We start from the raw sequence: 15,010 nt of genomic DNA on the forward strand, positions 1-15,010 counted from the left end.
AGGGCCCCCGGGGTCGAATCGATTCGCCCGTTCGGCCCAAGGACGCGACCGCGCGCCCGGGTTCGGACGCGCGGTCAGGTGCTGCCCAGATCCCGTCCCACGCACGCTCGGCGCGACCGAGGATGTGTTCCTGAACCGGTCCCGGCCTGCCCGATGCCCCCGAGGACGTCCTGCCGTCGCCGCCCACCCCGACCCGCCGCCAGGTGCTCGCCCTCATCGCGCACGACGCCACGTGGCGGCCTCACTTTCGCCGGTGTCACGATCCCTCCCCCGGTGACAGTCGGTGACCCACCCGATCGGACGCGGCCGCGCGCGGCTTCCCCTCGTCGCTGCTGTGATGGCGGGGCATCCGATCGAGAGAAGGGCCGGTCATGGCAGTTCTGATGGAGATCGATTTCCCTGGTGTGACGGCGGAGCAGTACGACGAGCTCGACAAGCGCGCCGGGACGCGGGCCGACCAGCTTCCGGACGGCGTGCTGTTCCACTGCGCGAGCGTGTCGAGCGCGGGGCTGCACGTGGTCGACCTGTGGGAGTCACGCGCCAAGTTCGAGGCGTTCATGGAACGGCTCATGCCCATCGCGGCCGAGGTCGGGTTCCCGCAGCCGAAGGCTCCGCCGCAGCTCACCGAGGTGCATTACCACTTCGAGCGAGGATAGGGCGCAGGAGCAGGCCCCCGGCCCGGCAGGCCGTGCGGCGACGGTGGCTCGCGGAGCGTGGTAGCTACGTCGCTGAGGTGTTCGTCGCGTCCGACGGGGGTGCGCCGTCCTGAAGGCCGACAGCGGGGCGCTGAGTGCCCATCACCCTGTCGACCGTGATCTCGATGACCACGCGCTGCGGATTGACGCGAGGTGTGCGGTAGCGCTCGGCGTAGCGGCGCTCCGCCTCCCGCACCGCGGCGGTGTCCGCGCTGACGACGGCCGTCCCCTCCAGGGTGGTCCAGCGTCGGCCGTCGACCTGAGTGAGGGCCACCCGGGCGGACGGGCCGGCCGCCGCGACGTTGCGGGCCTTGGCGCTGGTCGAGCTGGTGATCACGCGGGCGGTCCCGGTCGCCGGGTCGTAGGTCGCGCCGACCGGGGTGAGGTGGGTGGACCCGTCGGGCCGGCGGGTGGCCAGGACGCACAGGTGCCGCTCGCGCCAGAAGCGAGCGGCTTCCTCCGTTGCCGTGCCGCCGCCGTCTTCGGTCGTCATCGAGGTGGGCTTCCCTGTCGTGGAGTGCGTGCGGAGCTGCGTGCGTCGACGGCCCGAGGGGTGTCTTCTGCCTGCGCAGTCTATGCGGTGATCACGCTGCCGGGGTCGGCGGCAGGGCGCCCAGCACCGCGGGCAGCCGGGCTTCGACGGCGTCGGCGAGGTCGTCGAAGGCACCGCGCAGGAGGGGTTCGGCGAGACGGAGAACGCCCTTGAAGGTCAGGGTGGCGCGGTAGGTGACCAGCGTGCCGTCACCGTGGGGGCGGATGGCCATGTCGTCGGTGGCCGAGACGCTCCGGTTGGAGCCCTGGAAGACGAGCCGGTCGGGTTCGCGGGTGACCAGCCGGTAGTCGAGGGTGGTCTCCCGACCGCGGAAGCGCGAGGTGTTCTGCCAACGCGCACCGACCGCCACGGGGCCCGCGTCGGTGCGACGGCAGCGCACGGTTCCGGGGTCCCACTCCTCGGTGTGCGCGAAGTCCTCCAGATAGGCCACCACGGTCGACGCAGGGGTACCGACGCGGAACGAGCGCTCGACGGTGATGGCCACGTGGTCCTCCGGACGCGAGTAGGGACGGATCGGCGACTCCCGCCTGCCGTCGGGGCGGAACTCGGACGACGGGGCTCACCCGGCGGGGCTCACATCGCGACGATTCGCGCGATCATGAATCCGACGGTGGGGAGCACGAGGACCGCCAGACCGATCAACCCCACCCAGTTCCACCACACGTCGTGGGCGTGAACGGGGTCGTGGACCGAGATGCCCAAGGTCGTGGAGGACTCGCACTCGGGCGTCTCCTCCGGACGGACCAGCGACTGGACGGGCCGGGGTGCAGTGGCGGGAACGGACATGGCTTCCTCCCTGTGGCTGATTCCCCTGGCCTGTCCACCATGGCCCGCCGAGCTCCTGTGTGCGCACGGCATCGATGGCGCATCGCTCGATCGGGCGGTGCGACGTCGGCGTGCACGTGGCGGTCGTCCGGTCGGCCGGCACGGTTCGCGCGCGGCGGGCTCCCGCATCGGCGAAGCACCCCATCCCCGACCCCGCCGGTGACGAAGTACCGTAAAGACCGCTGATCGTGCCTCACGGAGGCGGTGATGAAGCCCACCGGTCCCGACAACCCGCTCCGCGGACAACCGACCCCCGACTGGCACGCCCACGCCAACTGCATCGGCGCCGACCCCGAACTGTTCTTCCCGATCTCCTCCACCGGGCTGGGGCGGCTACAGGCGCAGGCCGCGAAAAGCATCTGCCGCTCCTGCACCGTGGCCGACGACTGTGCCCGGTGGGCGCTCCGGCACGGCGAGACCTACGGCATCTGGGGCGGTCTGGACGAGGAGGAACGAAGGGCCGCCCGCCGGTCCTCCCTGGGGCCGACGAGCGACTCCGCCTGACGCCGGCTCGCAGGACCCACAGTCGACCCCGGTACCGGCCCCGGGAGCCCGTACCCGACGCCTTCGGTGGCGTGAAGGGAGGCAGCCATGTCATTCGGCGACACCGGCGTTGAGTCGGTCTGGGACTATCCGCGACCCCCGGCCGTGGTCCCGTGCGCCCGGTCGGTCCTGGTCCTCTTCTCCGGGGTGACCGTGGCCGACTCCGTGAGAACGCTGCGGGTCCTGGAGACCAGTCACCCGCCGGTCTACTACATCCCCGCCGCGGACGTCAGGCAGGACCTGCTCACCGCGGCGACCGCAGAGAGCTGGTGCGAGTGGAAGGGGCGCGCGGTGTACTGGAACCTGCGCCTCGGGGACCGCGTGAGCGTGTGCGCGGCGTGGAGCTACCCCGATCCGCGTCGCGGCTTCGAGTCCTTGGCGGGGGCCTTCGCGTTCTATCCCGGGCGGGTGGACGAGTGCCGCGTCGACACCGAGGCGGTCTCGGCCCAGCCCGGTGACTTCTACGGGGGCTGGATCACCTCCCGCATCCGTGGACCGTTCAAGGGCGCGCCGGGAACCGGCGGCTGGTGAGGCGTCGGCCTGGGCGGACGCCTCCCCCAGACCGTGGTGCCGTTCGGCCGCAGGCGACGGGGAACGTGCGGGCGCACGCCTCGCGTGGCCCGCATCGCCTTGCCCGGCCGGGCGCAGACGTCGGGCGGCGAGCCACGCGAAGGCCCGTGCCCCTGGCCGCCCAGGGTCACATGCTCAGGAGACCGTAGGAGATCAGTGTGCTGACCACCAGCGTCAGCCCGCCGAGCAGGGCGATCCCGAGGTAGCCGCCGCGCCGCCGCGGTGCGCCACCTGACCGGCTCGACGGCGACTGAATGGCGCCGCCCCGGCCCGCGTACTCACCGCTCATCCCCCGCGCGGGCGAAGCCGAGGGCGCCGGCGCCGCGCCCGCGAGGACGCGCTCGAGGTCGCCGCGCATCTCGCCGGCGCTCTGGTAGCGCTGCTCGCGGTCCTTGCACAACGCGCGCAGCACGATCGCGTCGATCTCGGTCCGGATCTGCGGGTCGAAGGCGGACGGCGGCTGCGGCTGGTCCTGGACGTGCTGGTAAGCCACCGCGATCGGCGAGTCGCCGATGAAGGGAGGGCGCAGCGCCAGCAGTTCGTAGAGCAGGCAGCCGGTGGAGTACAGGTCGGTGCGGGCGTCGACCTGCTCCCCGCGGGCCTGCTCCGGGGAGAGGTACTGGGCGGTCCCGATGACGGCCGAGGTGGCGGTCATGGTCATCCCCGCGTCGCCCATCGCCCGGGCGATGCCGAAGTCCATCACCTTGACCTGGCCTTGGCGGTTCAGCATCACGTTGGCCGGCTTGATGTCACGGTGGACGATCCCGCTGCGGTGCGAGTGCTCCAGCGCCTGCAGGATGCCGATGGTCATCTCCAGCGCCCGCTCCGGCAGCAGACGCCGACCCGACTGGGTGAGCGCGAGCAGCGTGGAGCCCTCGACGTACTCCATCACGATGTAGGGCAGGGAGATGCCGTCGAGGTAGTCCTCGCCGGTGTCGTAGACCGCCACGATCGCCGGGTGGTTGAGCGAGGCGGCGGACTGCGCCTCGCGGCGGAAGCGGGCCTGCGAGACGGCGTCACGGGCCATGTCGGCCCGCAGCGTCTTGACCGCGACGACGCGATCGAGTCGCACGTCGTGACCGACGTGGACCTCCGCCATGCCGCCACGCCCCAGGAGGCCCCCCAGCTCGTATCGGCCACCGAGGCGACGCGCTTCCAGCATGTTCCCAACCCTCTCGATCACCGGACCACCGGTCACGGAGCGACCGCGCGCCGCCCTCACCCCCGCCGTGACCATGGCCCGGACACGGTATCGCCCCGACTCCCACAGGCCGAAACGCCGGGACCGCACCCGGCTCGGTCACCGGGGGTTCCCCGGCGTGCGCCGGACCCCGCACGAGCCGAGGATGAGCGGTGTCCACCCCGTCGCACCCAAGGGAGGCCCGATGACCGGCGAGCAGGACAGCGACATCCTCGGTTCGATCGGCCGGCTGGTCGACACGGAGAAGGAGCTCCGCGCGCGGATCGCCGACGGCAGCGCGGACAGCGATGCCGCGCGCGAGGAGCTGGCCGCGCTGGAGGTCCGGCTGGATCAGTGCTGGGACCTGCTGCGGCAGCGGCGCGCCCGGACGGAGTTCGGCGAGGACCCGGGCGCCGCACGGGTCCGTCCGGCCGAGGAAGTGGAGGGATACGAGTCCTGACGGACGATCTGCGACCGGCTTCCGGCGCCGGCCCGAGGCATGCGGTGCCGAGGGCGGAGCCGGGCCGGACGGGCGTCGAAGGCGATCGTCGCCGACACCGCCGCACGTCCCCCGGTCGTTCCGTCAGGGGCGACGGCGGGTCGTCGAGACGCCTGTGCGGCGGCCGGCCGCCGCACAGGCGTGGCGTGGTGCCGTGCCCGCCAGTAGGTCGGGCTGCGAGGGAGTGCCCTACTCGGCCCCGTGCCACACCGTCGTGATGTTGCAGAACTCCCGGATTCCGTGCCCGGACAGTTCCCGCCCGTACCCCGAGCGCTTCACCCCTCCGAAGGGGAACGCCGGGTGGGAGGCCGTCATCCCGTTGAAGAAGACGCCGCCTGCCTCCATGTCCCGGACGAAGCGGCGCTGTTCCTCCTCGTCGCGGGTCCAGACGTTCGAGCTCAGGCCGAAGGGCGAGTCGTTGGCCACGGCCAGGGCCTCGTCCAGGTCCTGCACCCGGTACAGGGTGGCCACCGGGCCGAACGCCTCCTCGTGGTGGATGCGCATCTGCGAGGTCACCCCGGCCAGCACCGTGGGTTCGTAGTACCAGCCGCGGGGCAGTGCTGCGGGGCGCTGCCCTCCGCACAGGACCGCCGCCCCGTGCCCGCGCGCATCGTCGACGAGCGTCTCCAGGTCCGCGCGGCCCTGCTCGGTGGCGAGGGGCCCGACGTCGGTGGACTCGTCCATGGGGTCGCCCACCGTGAGCGCGGCCATCAGTTCCGTGAAGCGTGCCGCGAACGCGTCGTAGACGTCCGTATGCACGATGAAACGCTTGGCCGCGATGCAGGACTGGCCGTTGTTCTGCACGCGGGCCGTGACGGCCGTGCGGGCGGCGCGCTCCAGGTCGGCCGACGGCATCACCACGTACGGGTCGCTGCCGCCGAGTTCGAGGACCGTCTTCTTGATCTCGTCGCCGGCGATCGCGGCGACCGAGCGGCCCGCGGGCTCGCTGCCCGTCAGCGTCGCGGCGGCGACCCTGGGGTCGCGCAGGACGCCCTCGACGGCGCCGGAACCGATGAGCAGCGTCTGGAAGCATCCTTCGGGGTATCCGGCCCGCCGGAAGAGGTCCTCCAGATAAAGGGCGGTCTGCGGGACGTTGGAGGCGTGCTTCAGCAGGCCCGTGTTGCCGGCCATCAGGGCGGGCGCCGCGAAGCGGATCACCTGCCACAGCGGGAAGTTCCACGGCATGACGGCCAGGACGACGCCCAGCGGCCGGTAGACGGCACGCGCCTGCCCGGCTCCGGAGTCCTCCACGTCCGACTGAGGGGGCCGCTCGTCCGCCAGCAGGGCCTCGGCCCGGTCCGCGTACCAGCGCATGGCCTTGGCGCATTTGGCGGCCTCCGCGCGTGCGGCGGCGAGCGGCTTGCCCATCTCGGTGGTCATGGTGCGGGCGATGTCGTCGCGGTCCTCGTCCAGCAGGTCCGCGGCGCGGTGGAGCAGCCGGGCCCGTTCGGCGAAGTCCGTGAGGCGGTGGCGACGGAAGGCGGCGTGGGCAGTGGCCAGCCGCCGTTCGACCTCCTCCGGCGTCAGCGGGTCGAAGGTCTTGAGTGTCTCGCCGGTTGCGGGGTCGACCGTGGCAATGGGCATGGGTGGGTCCTTCCTCATGCTGTCTCGTACCCGTCACACCTTCCCTCGGGATGATGCCGCGTGCACTGCCCTTCCCGCAGTACCGCCCCCCGAACGGTCCAGTCGACCGTCACGTCGGAGTCGGAGGTCGGCGCGGTACGCCGCCTGCACGGCGAGGCGATCGTCCGGGCGACAGCGGTCACGCCTCGGTGGCCGGCCCCCGATCCGCCGCCGAGGGATCGCCGAGCGCAGCCCTCAGCAGGTCCTGCTGCTGCACCGAGAGGTCCGAGCGCAGCAACTCCATGGCCCGCCCCTCGAACGCCTTGGCGAGGGCGTCGATCCCCGAGTCGGCACTCAGGAAGACCAGCACCGAGGTCCCCGGAGTCATGTCGCCCTTCACCGACTCGATCATCGAGCTGTCGATGCCGGCCTTGCTGAGCTTCTTCGCGAACGAGGACGCCATGCCGCCCTCGTCGGTCACGTGTTCCTGGACTTGCGGTCCCGCCGAATAGTGCGGCCAGCGGATCACGGCGACGTCCCGCACGTCGATGACCTCCTGACCGGCCAACTGCTTGAGCAGGAGGACTGCGTCGTCCGCCCCTTCGGTGCCACGGAACCGCCAGGCCGTTGTTGACATCGATCGTTCCTTCCACCAGACCCGGTCACGATCGGCAGCCCTACTCCCTCGGGCCGGGGTCCTCTTCCGTCTCCCCCATCCAGGCTAGCCCGACAAACCAGACGTTTCGCGCCCTCAAGAACGCAACGACCGCTCCGCATGCCAACCACCCTGCCACCTCCCGGACGGGCGACAGCCACCGTCGCGCATCTGGACGATCCCATCGCGCGTCACGGCCCGTGAACCTGTCCACTGGGACACGCAAGCCCTCACTCCAGGAACGGGAAGCACCATGACGGGAACCGCCGACGACCTTTCGCCCGGCTACCACGATCTGCGGGCTCTCGTGATCAACTGCACGCTCAAGCGATCTCCCGAACGCAGCCACACCGAGGGCCTGATCAACCTGAGCGCCGGCATCATGCGGCGCCAGGGCGTGAGCGTCGAGGTACTGCGAGCGGTCGACCACGACATCGCCACCGGTGTCTGGCCGGACATGACCGAACACGGCTGGGAGAGCGACGAATGGCCCGCCCTCCACCCCAGGGTGATGGCCGCGGACATCCTGGTCCTCGCCGGGCCGATCTGGCTCGGCGACAACTCCTCGGTGATGAAGAAGGTGATCGAACGCCTCTACGCCTGCTCGTCGCTGCTGAACGACCAGGGCCAGTACGCCTACTACGGCCGGGTCGGCGGCTGCCTGATCACCGGCAACGAGGACGGCGTCAAGCACTGCGCGATGAACGTGCTCTACAGCCTTCAGCACCTGGGCTACACGGTCCCGCCGCAGGCGGACGCCGGTTGGATCGGCGAGGCGGGCCCCGGGCCCTCCTACCTCGACGAGGGTTCGGGCGGCCCGGAGAACGACTTCACCAACCGCAACACCACGTTCATGACCTGGAACCTGCTTCACGTGGCCCGCATGCTCAAGGACGCCGGTGGCATCCCGGCCCACGGCAACCAACGCTCCGCGTGGGATGCCGGATGCCGCTTCGACTCGGACAATCCGGAGCACCGGTGACGCATCGGCCGATCCTGACCCGCTCCAGGGCCGTGCACCGGGGCTGCCGTGGGCCCGCCGGGTTGGTGCGCGGCCGACTCTCCGTGCGCGTTGCCGGGTGATCGTAGGTGGCCGAGAATGGTGCCCAGCGGTATGCCGCCTCAGGAAGGAGCTTCCGATGGCATGGCAAATCGAGGGGACGTATTTCGAGAACTGCAATTGCAATATGGTGTGCCCCTGCTCGACCTCCGGCCTGTCGGCTCCGGCGGACTACGACCGCTGCCAGGTGGTCCTGGCCTTCCACATCGATTCCGGCCAGGTCGATGAGGTCGAGGTCAGCGGCCTGACAGTCGCCGTGGTGGCCGACACCCCGCCGCTCATGAGCGACGGTGACTGGCGCATGGGGATGTTCATGGACGAGACGGCCTCGCCCGAGCAGGCCGAAGCGCTCGGCGCGGTCTTCTCCGGTCAGCGCGGCGGCCCGATGGAGGGGCTCGCTCCGCTCGTCGGCGAGATGCTCGGGCTGGAAGTCGCCCGCATCGAGTACGTCGACGACGGCCGGCGCCACCGAGTGAGCATCGGCCAGGCGATCGACATGGAGGTCGAGGACTTCGTCTCTCCCCTGGACGCGACCGGCAAGGGCATCCGCGTCAGCGGGGTGGGCTTCCCCGCGGACACGCTCGCGGCCGGAGTCGCGACCAGGTCCCGTGTGAACGCCTTCGGCCTCGCGTTCGCCAACGAAGGGAAGAACGCGTTCTCGGCACCGTTCTCCTGGGCGGCGTGAATGTCGCCACCACTCGCTCGACGGGCCGTCACCCCGGCGAGCTGGGTGGCCCTACTCGCCGCCGCGGCGCTGGCCTGGGCCCTGACGGTCCGCGCTGCGTCGGGCATGGCGCCCGGACCGGGCACGATGGGGCAGGGCCTGTGGGGATTCCTGGTCCTGTGGGGTCTGATGATGGCCGCGATGATGCTCCCGGCCGTCGCGCCCGTCGTCTCGCTGTATCTGCGGACGCTGCGTGCCCACTCGACCGGTTGGACGCGCGCGGGACGTAGCACCGGCCTGGTCATCGGCTATCTCTGCGCCTGGGAGGCGTTCGGACTGGCGGCGTTCGGGGTGGCCTGGGCGAGCGGCGAACTCGCCGCCCGGTCACCAGGCGCTGCGTCGTGGGTCGGGGCGCTGCTGCTGGTCGGAGCGGGCCTGTACCAGGTGACACCGCTCAAGGACCGCTGCCTGAGCCACTGCCGGTCGCCCCTCGGCTTCCTCATGCACTTCGGCACCTACTCCGGACGGCTGCGCGACCTACGGGTCGGCCTGTACCACGGCGGATACTGCGTCGGCTGCTGCTGGGGCCTCATGGTCGTCCTGATCGTGGTCGGCGTGATGAACCTCGCCTGGATGGCCGCTCTGGCCTGCGCCGTCTTCCTGGAGAAGACCTGGCGCCACGGCAAGGCCTTCAGTCTCGTTCTCGGCGTCGCCCTCATCGGCTACGCCTGCTTCGTGCCCTGGAATCCTGGCCTGATCCCGGGCCTGCGCACCGCGCCGGGCATGCCTATGTGAGCGGTGACCCCGTCGAAATGCCGTCCGGTTCATCCGGGCGCGCGGATCCACGTCCGGGCCAGTTCCGCGACCCAGGCGACGGCCTCCTCGGGGGCCGGTGGGGGTGCGGCGACGACCACGACTTCGGTGACGCCGGCCGCGGCGAGTTCCGGCAGATCCGCCGGGGTGCCGTCGCTCGGCGCGACGGCGACCGTGAGCTCGTCGAGACTGCGGCCCTGGTGGGCGCACTCCTCGGCCAGCTCGGCGACGCGCGCCGGGACGTCGGCCATGGGCACGTTGAAGCCGTACCACCCGTCACCTGCCCGCGCCGCGCGACGGAGGGCGGCACGGCTGTTGCCGCCCACCAGGACCGGCAGGTCGCCCCGCAACGGCTTGGGATGGACCCGGACCGCTTCGAAGCGGGTGAACTCCCCGGTGAACGTGGCGGGGTCCTCGGCCCAGAGGGTGCGCATCGCGGCAAGGTACTCGTCCGTGCGGCGCCCGCGCCGTTCGAAGGGGACACCGAGCGCGGCGAACTCCTCGGCCGACCAGCCGACCCCGACGCCGAGGCCGAACCGGCCGCCGGACAGGACATCGAGCGTGGCCGCCTGCTTGGCGACCAGGACCGGGTTGTGCTCGGGCAGCAGCAGCACGCCGGTGGCGAGCAGGATCCGGTCGGTGACGGCCGCGGCGAAGCTCAGGGCGAGCAGGGGGTCCAGCCAGTCCGCGTCCGCGGGAACGGCGATCCGGCCGTCCGCGGAGTAGGGGTAGCGAGAGGTGGGCGCGTCCACGAGCACCACGTGCTCGCCGCACCACAGCCTCGCGAAGCCGCACGCCTCCGCGGCCGTGGCCACGGCCCGGATCACCTCCGGACGGGCGCCGTCACCGATGCCGAGCGCGTGCAGACCCACCCGCATGCTCCCACCTCCTGACGCCACCTTAGGCAGGTCACCACCACCACGACCGGCAGGGCGCGCCGCCTCCCCGGCACACGGGGTCACCTCGTTCGCGCCGGTCCGGGTCGGGCGGGCCGGCTCCCTGAGGACGGGTCAGGGAGCGATCCGCGGGGGCAGGTCAGTTTTCTCCCGGGCTGGCTCGCAGGTAGTCGGTGAAGAGGTCGAAGTCGATCTGGGTTGCCTCGTCCCCCAGGGGGACGACCTGTTCGGTACGGCGCAGGAAGGACGCGATGGCGCGGCGGGGCGCCTCCAGGAGTGCCTCGCCCTCCGGGGACGACAGGGCGATGCACACGACCCCCTGGCCGTGGGACCGGGAGGGCCACACCCGCACATCTCCCCCGCCGACGGGCTTGTTCAGGCCCTCCGTCAGCAGGCTGCGCGAGAAGACCCAGGACGCGGTGTCCTGACGCGTGTGGAAGTCGACGTGCACCGCGAAGGGATCGTTGCGGTAGTACCGGAGTTCGGTGGGGACGGGCATCGACGACTCGGAGGAGACGATGAGCCTGAGGTGGACCTGCATGGTGACCTGGGAGGCGGCGGTGGCTGCCGGGGTTTCGGCCCGGCCTTCCGGGGCCGGCGCGGGCGTGGCGGTCATGAGCACTGCGGCGAGGAAGAGCGCGTCCTCCTCCCCCTGCTCCTGGTTCTCGGGCTCAGCCGGCCCGCGCCAGTCGGCGCATGCCTCGCACGCGCCGGGCCGGGTCACGTGGTCGGCCAGGTGCGCGACGACGTGGTCAGGCGTTCGGGCGGCGATGTGCACGGCGGCTTCCGCGCCCAGGCTGGAGCAGGTCAGGAGAGCCTCGAAGTCGTCGAGGCCGGTCGGCTCGCGGTCGTTGTCCGGGCTGCTCATCCTTCACTCCCCTCCGTTCACGGGGCGAGCTTCGGCCTCGGGTAGTTCGAGCCGTCGGAGTTTGGCGCGTTGCTTGCTGGTGCGGCGTTCGAGGGCCTTGGGGGTGAGGCCCACTGCCTGGGCCGCTTCGCGCTCCGTGTACCCCAGCGCGCGCAGGGCCAGTCCGACGACCAGCTCCAGATCCTCGATCTGGGACAGCACACGGAGGGCGTGGTCGCGCTGGACCGCGATCTGCTCGGGGTCGGCGTGCCGGGGGTCCGGCAGTTGCGCCAGCACCTCGTCGGTCCGGTAACTGGTCAGGGCGCGCAGCTCGGCCTGCTGCTTCCACCAGTGGCGGTAGACCTGAGGGAAGGAGTTGATGCAGGCCCCCATGAAGTAGGTCGTCAGGCTCGCCCCTCGGCGGGCGTCCCACAGGCCGCGCCGCAGAGCGTGCAGCCGGAAGAACGGCACAGCCTTGAGGATCGTCTCGGTGGCCAGTTCGACGTGGTCGTCGCGGTTCCACGGGAAGTCGTCCATCGGCCGGGGCACAGGACGGCCGTGGGAGGCGCAGCGCATGAAGATCTCTCCGGTGGAGATCCAGTGGTGCAGGATCGGCCAGCCGTAGGCGGAGAGCCTTCGCAGCAGCAAGTCGGTGCGTGGCCCTTGGTAGCCGTCGGCGCGCAGGGCTCGGACGATCGCCGTGTCGGCGGTGATGCGCTGGTGGTACTCGGCACTGTCGGGTTGGCCGGCGTGGGGGGCGAGGCGGCTCTCGACCTGGTGCAGCAGGTCCGGGGAGATGGGTGTCGTCGCCGGGGCGCTGTCGCCCGGCTCGGGCCACGTCGCGTTTTCTGCATCGGACAAGACGCCTCCCTGTACGGGCCGCACGGCGCCCTAACGACGGGCGCTCCTTGCGGGGGTTGTAGGCCTGGCTTCGCGACCTTCCCCCCGAGATCACCGTCACACAGAGAAATCATCCTGTGACGGGGGGTGGAGCTGGGGTCCCGGCCCTACCACTACGCAAAAGGCAGCCCTCACCCTGCCGCCCGGAAGCGGCACCGAACCCTTGCGAGGCCCTCATGTCGAACAGCACCCGTTCCCCGAAGCCGTCGGTCCTCGAGCAGACCTGGCACAGGTGGCTCGACCCCGCGACTCTGCCGGGGGCCGTGCTCGCCACGGTGATCAGCCGCCTGATCGTGCTTGCCCTGACCACCCTGCTGTGAGCGGGCCCTGACCCTGACTACGGCTCGGCCCGCGTGCGGCCCGACCCTGACCGCCCGGGACCGGGTCGCCGCCCCGGGCGATCAGGGCCTGGCGCCGTGACTACCTTCCGTCCGGGACGCAGGCGACCAGGTCATCCGGCGTGTGCGCGGCGACGGGCGGGGCCTGGGCCGGAGCCGGGGTCGGGCGCAGGCGTCCCGCCAGCGGGAGCATGGCCACGGCGAAGGCCGTGATCAGCAGGAAGGCCGCCGGGTAGGACAGCCCGCCGGCGATCCAGCCGACGACCGGCGGGGAGACCAGGGAGGCCGCGTACGTCAGCGTGGCCACGCCCGCCACGCCCTCGCCCGGGGTCGCGCTGACCCGGGAGGCGGCGCTGAAGACCAGGGGCACGTTGAGGGCGATGCCCGCGCCGATCAGGGCCAGTCCGAGGACGCAGACCCAGGCGTCGGGCGACGTCACCACCAGCAGGCCGCCGATCACGGCCGCGGAGGCCCCGGCACGGACGACGGCGACCGCGCCGAAGCGCTGCACCGCCCGGTCGCCCGACAGCCGGGTCAGCGCCATGGCGAGGTTGAACAGGGTGAACCCGGCAGCCGCCAGAGCGGGTCCGGCGTCGGCGACCCTGGTCAGGTAGACCCCGGACCAACTGCCCGTCGCGCCCTCGACGAAGGCCCCGCAGAAGCCGAGGACGCCGATCAGCAGCACGGCCCGGCCGGGCACGGCGAAGCGGCGCGGTGCGGGCCCCGCCTGGGCGAGGCCGCGCGGGGCGTCCGCCGGCAGGCCGCGGGTGCCCAGGGCGGCGAGGGGAAGCAGGACGGCGGCGACGACGAGCAGCCGCAGCCGCGGGTCGATGTCCAGCCGGGCGGCGAGGATGCCCAGGCCACCGGCGATCAGGCTGCCGGTGCACCAGAGCCCGTGCAGGCCCGAGATGATCGAACGGCCCAGTCGACGCTCGATGCTGACGCCCTGTCCGTTCATCACGACGTCGCTCATGCCGGCGAGCATGCCGAAGACGGCGAAGGCCGGGTAGAGCCAGGCCTTGCCCGGTGCCAGGACAGGCACCGGAAGCAGCAGCACCCACAGGGCGATCAGCAGCCCGGTGGCACGCCGCTCGCCGATCCGGTGGGCGACCCGGGCGGCGGTGGGCATGGCGACGAAGGCGCCGATCGGCTGGCACAGCAGCACCAGACCCAGCGTCCCGGCGCTCAGACCGAAATGGCCCTGCAGCCAGGGCAGCGAGCTGTAGAGGGAGCCTCCGACGACTCCGTGGACGGCGAACAGCAGCGCGATGGCGCGATGGTGAGTCACAGGGCAGAAACTAACAGGAAGGGTCCCTGATGAAAAGAGGAATACGTAGGGAGCCTGCCTGTTGGCGCTACGATGCCCGCATGAAGACCGCCACCCCGGCCATGGCGCGCGCGATCAACGACCGGCTCGCGCTCCACCTGCTGCTCGAACACGGCCCCCTGAGCGCGCCGCAGCTGCGCACCCTGACCGGCCTCTCCCGGCCGACGGTGGCGGACCTGATCGAACGGCTGGCCGCCAACGGCCTGGTGCAGCCCTGCGGCGAGACCGGGGAGGAGAAGCGCGGCCCCAACGCCCGCCTCTACCGACTGGTCGGCGAGCGGGCCCATGTCGCCGGCGTCGACATCCGACGCAGCGGCACCTTCGTCACCGTCGCGGACCTGGCCGGCACGACGGTGGGCCGTGCCGAGCGCCCCGCCTCCGCCGACCTCGCGCAGAGCATCCGCGAGGCCGTCACCGAGGCCGCAGGCGGGCGGACGCTACAGGCCGCCGTCCTCGGCGCGCCCGGCATGGTCCACCCGCACACCGGCCGCTCCGAGGGGGCCTGCGACCTCGGTGTGTCCGGTTGGGACCCGCAGGTGCCGGACCGGGTCCAGGAGTCGCTCGAGGTGGAGCGGCTGGTGCTGGAGAACGAGGTCAACCTCGCCGCCGTGGCCGAGCACCGCGCCGGGGCCGCCCAGGGCCGGGAGGACTTCGTCCTGCTCTGGCTGGACGAGGGCGTCGGCGGCGCGGTGGTCCTCGGCGGCCGGGTCCGCCACGGCGCCTCCGGCGGCGCGGGCGAGGTGGGCTTTCTGAAGCTGGACGGGGACAACCTGTGCTGCGCGCTCACCCCCGCGGTCCTGCCGGGCGGGCCCGGCTTCGACCGGTTCGCCGGCCAGGTCGCACGCGGGGCGGCGGCGATGGTCGCCGTCCTCGACCCCGGCCTCGTCGTCCTGGGCGGCGCGGCCGGCCGCACGGGCGGCACGGAACTCGCCGACGCGGTCTCCGCCCACCTGTCCGGCCTCGTCCCTGCCCCGACCGAGGTGCGCGCCACCGCGGTCGACGGCAACCCGGTCCTCCAGGGCGCCGTCCTCACCGCCCTGGACCTCGCCCGCGACGCCGTCTTCGGCTGACCCGCCCACCGG

18 protein-coding genes and 1 pseudogene are annotated in these 15,010 nt (G+C 72.0%); 9 read left to right on the top strand and 10 right to left on the bottom strand.

Features of this window, described 5'->3' with window-relative positions:
- Positions 1-371 precede the first annotated feature (371 nt).
- Positions 372-656: a hypothetical protein gene (locus tag BS83_RS26530; RefSeq protein ID WP_037606036.1), complete on the top strand. Its 285-nt coding sequence runs from the start codon at positions 372-374 to the stop codon at positions 654-656.
- A 64-nt stretch (positions 657-720) separates the two neighbouring features.
- Here BS83_RS26530 and BS83_RS26535 read toward each other — a convergent pair whose 3' ends face one another.
- The 3 genes from BS83_RS26535 to BS83_RS26545 form a co-directional block, all read right to left on the bottom strand.
- Complete coding sequence (locus BS83_RS26535) at positions 721-1,188, bottom strand: pyridoxamine 5'-phosphate oxidase family protein (RefSeq protein WP_051944003.1); 468 nt, start codon at positions 1,186-1,188, stop codon at positions 721-723.
- A 91-nt stretch (positions 1,189-1,279) separates the two neighbouring features.
- Positions 1,280-1,732 carry an SRPBCC family protein gene (locus BS83_RS26540; RefSeq protein ID WP_232248495.1) on the bottom strand — a complete coding sequence of 151 codons (453 nt, stop codon included), beginning with the start codon at positions 1,730-1,732 and terminating at the stop codon, positions 1,280-1,282.
- Between the two features lie 89 nt (positions 1,733-1,821).
- Positions 1,822-2,034 (bottom strand): hypothetical protein, encoded by a 213-nt coding sequence (locus tag BS83_RS26545; RefSeq protein ID WP_037606037.1) that lies wholly within the window; start codon positions 2,032-2,034, stop codon positions 1,822-1,824.
- 246 nt (positions 2,035-2,280) lie between these two features.
- Between BS83_RS26545 and BS83_RS26550 the strand changes: the two genes are divergently transcribed.
- Together BS83_RS26550 and BS83_RS26555 are read left to right on the top strand one after the other, a co-directional pair.
- Positions 2,281-2,577, top strand: coding sequence for a WhiB family transcriptional regulator (locus BS83_RS26550; RefSeq protein ID WP_037606038.1), 297 nt, complete (start codon positions 2,281-2,283; stop codon positions 2,575-2,577).
- An 87-nt stretch (positions 2,578-2,664) separates the two neighbouring features.
- The gene (locus tag BS83_RS26555; RefSeq protein ID WP_037606039.1) at positions 2,665-3,147 is read left to right on the top strand and encodes a DUF427 domain-containing protein; all 483 of its coding nucleotides are present in this window, start codon (positions 2,665-2,667) and stop codon (positions 3,145-3,147) included.
- 244 nt (positions 3,148-3,391) lie between these two features.
- Here BS83_RS26555 and pknB read toward each other — a convergent pair.
- Positions 3,392-4,348, bottom strand: a pseudogene (pknB, locus tag BS83_RS26560) (Stk1 family PASTA domain-containing Ser/Thr kinase); the annotation flags it as partial.
- 223 nt (positions 4,349-4,571) lie between these two features.
- Between pknB and BS83_RS26565 the strand changes: the two are divergent.
- Positions 4,572-4,826 (top strand): DUF2630 family protein, encoded by a 255-nt coding sequence (locus BS83_RS26565; RefSeq protein ID WP_037606040.1) that lies wholly within the window; start codon positions 4,572-4,574, stop codon positions 4,824-4,826.
- A gap of 228 nt (positions 4,827-5,054) precedes the next feature.
- On the opposite strand, the gene BS83_RS26570 is transcribed toward BS83_RS26565, so the two are convergent.
- Together BS83_RS26570 and BS83_RS26575 are read right to left on the bottom strand one after the other, a co-directional pair.
- On the bottom strand, positions 5,055-6,449 hold the full coding sequence (locus BS83_RS26570; protein WP_037606041.1) for an NADP-dependent succinic semialdehyde dehydrogenase: 1,395 nt from the start codon (positions 6,447-6,449) through the stop codon (positions 5,055-5,057).
- A gap of 178 nt (positions 6,450-6,627) precedes the next feature.
- Complete coding sequence (locus BS83_RS26575; RefSeq protein WP_037606042.1) at positions 6,628-7,065, bottom strand: DUF1269 domain-containing protein; 438 nt, start codon at positions 7,063-7,065, stop codon at positions 6,628-6,630.
- Positions 7,066-7,336: 271 nt separating this feature from the next.
- Here BS83_RS26575 and BS83_RS26580 point away from each other — a divergent pair, with 271 nt between their 5' ends.
- The 3 genes from BS83_RS26580 (at position 7,337) to BS83_RS26590 (ending at position 9,602) form a co-directional block, all read left to right on the top strand.
- A complete protein-coding gene (locus BS83_RS26580) occupies positions 7,337-8,065 on the top strand; it encodes a flavodoxin family protein (protein ID WP_037606043.1) in 729 nt (242 codons plus the stop codon).
- Positions 8,066-8,222: 157 nt separating this feature from the next.
- A complete protein-coding gene (locus BS83_RS26585) occupies positions 8,223-8,828 on the top strand; it encodes a DUF1326 domain-containing protein (RefSeq protein ID WP_037606044.1) in 606 nt (201 codons plus the stop codon).
- Positions 8,829-9,602 carry a DUF2182 domain-containing protein gene (locus tag BS83_RS26590; RefSeq protein WP_037606045.1) on the top strand — a complete coding sequence of 258 codons (774 nt, stop codon included), beginning with the start codon at positions 8,829-8,831 and terminating at the stop codon, positions 9,600-9,602. It begins immediately after the preceding gene.
- Between the two features lie 29 nt (positions 9,603-9,631).
- On the opposite strand, the gene BS83_RS26595 is transcribed toward BS83_RS26590, so the two are convergent.
- The 3 genes from BS83_RS26595 to BS83_RS26605 form a co-directional block, all read right to left on the bottom strand.
- Positions 9,632-10,498 carry an LLM class F420-dependent oxidoreductase gene (locus tag BS83_RS26595; RefSeq protein WP_037606046.1) on the bottom strand — a complete coding sequence of 289 codons (867 nt, stop codon included), beginning with the start codon at positions 10,496-10,498 and terminating at the stop codon, positions 9,632-9,634.
- A 157-nt stretch (positions 10,499-10,655) separates the two neighbouring features.
- Positions 10,656-11,057 carry an SsgA family sporulation/cell division regulator gene (locus BS83_RS26600; protein WP_037609905.1) on the bottom strand — a complete coding sequence of 134 codons (402 nt, stop codon included), beginning with the start codon at positions 11,055-11,057 and terminating at the stop codon, positions 10,656-10,658.
- Positions 11,058-11,387: 330 nt separating this feature from the next.
- Complete coding sequence (locus BS83_RS26605) at positions 11,388-12,224, bottom strand: RNA polymerase sigma factor (RefSeq protein WP_051944004.1); 837 nt, start codon at positions 12,222-12,224, stop codon at positions 11,388-11,390.
- A gap of 215 nt (positions 12,225-12,439) precedes the next feature.
- Between BS83_RS26605 and BS83_RS45715 the strand changes: the two genes are divergently transcribed.
- Positions 12,440-12,583 (top strand): hypothetical protein, encoded by a 144-nt coding sequence (locus BS83_RS45715; RefSeq protein WP_157597323.1) that lies wholly within the window; start codon positions 12,440-12,442, stop codon positions 12,581-12,583.
- A 100-nt stretch (positions 12,584-12,683) separates the two neighbouring features.
- On the opposite strand, the gene BS83_RS26610 is transcribed toward BS83_RS45715, so the two are convergent.
- Positions 12,684-13,889: an MFS transporter gene (locus BS83_RS26610; protein WP_051944006.1), complete on the bottom strand. Its 1,206-nt coding sequence runs from the start codon at positions 13,887-13,889 to the stop codon at positions 12,684-12,686.
- An 80-nt stretch (positions 13,890-13,969) separates the two neighbouring features.
- Here BS83_RS26610 and BS83_RS42190 point away from each other — a divergent pair, with 80 nt between their 5' ends.
- The gene (locus BS83_RS42190) at positions 13,970-14,998 is read left to right on the top strand and encodes an ROK family transcriptional regulator (protein WP_051944009.1); all 1,029 of its coding nucleotides are present in this window, start codon (positions 13,970-13,972) and stop codon (positions 14,996-14,998) included.
- The last annotated feature ends 12 nt before the right edge of the window (positions 14,999-15,010 follow it).

This window comes from Streptacidiphilus rugosus AM-16 (genome assembly GCF_000744655.1).
In the GTDB taxonomy this organism is placed as follows: domain Bacteria; phylum Actinomycetota; class Actinomycetes; order Streptomycetales; family Streptomycetaceae; genus Streptacidiphilus; species Streptacidiphilus rugosus.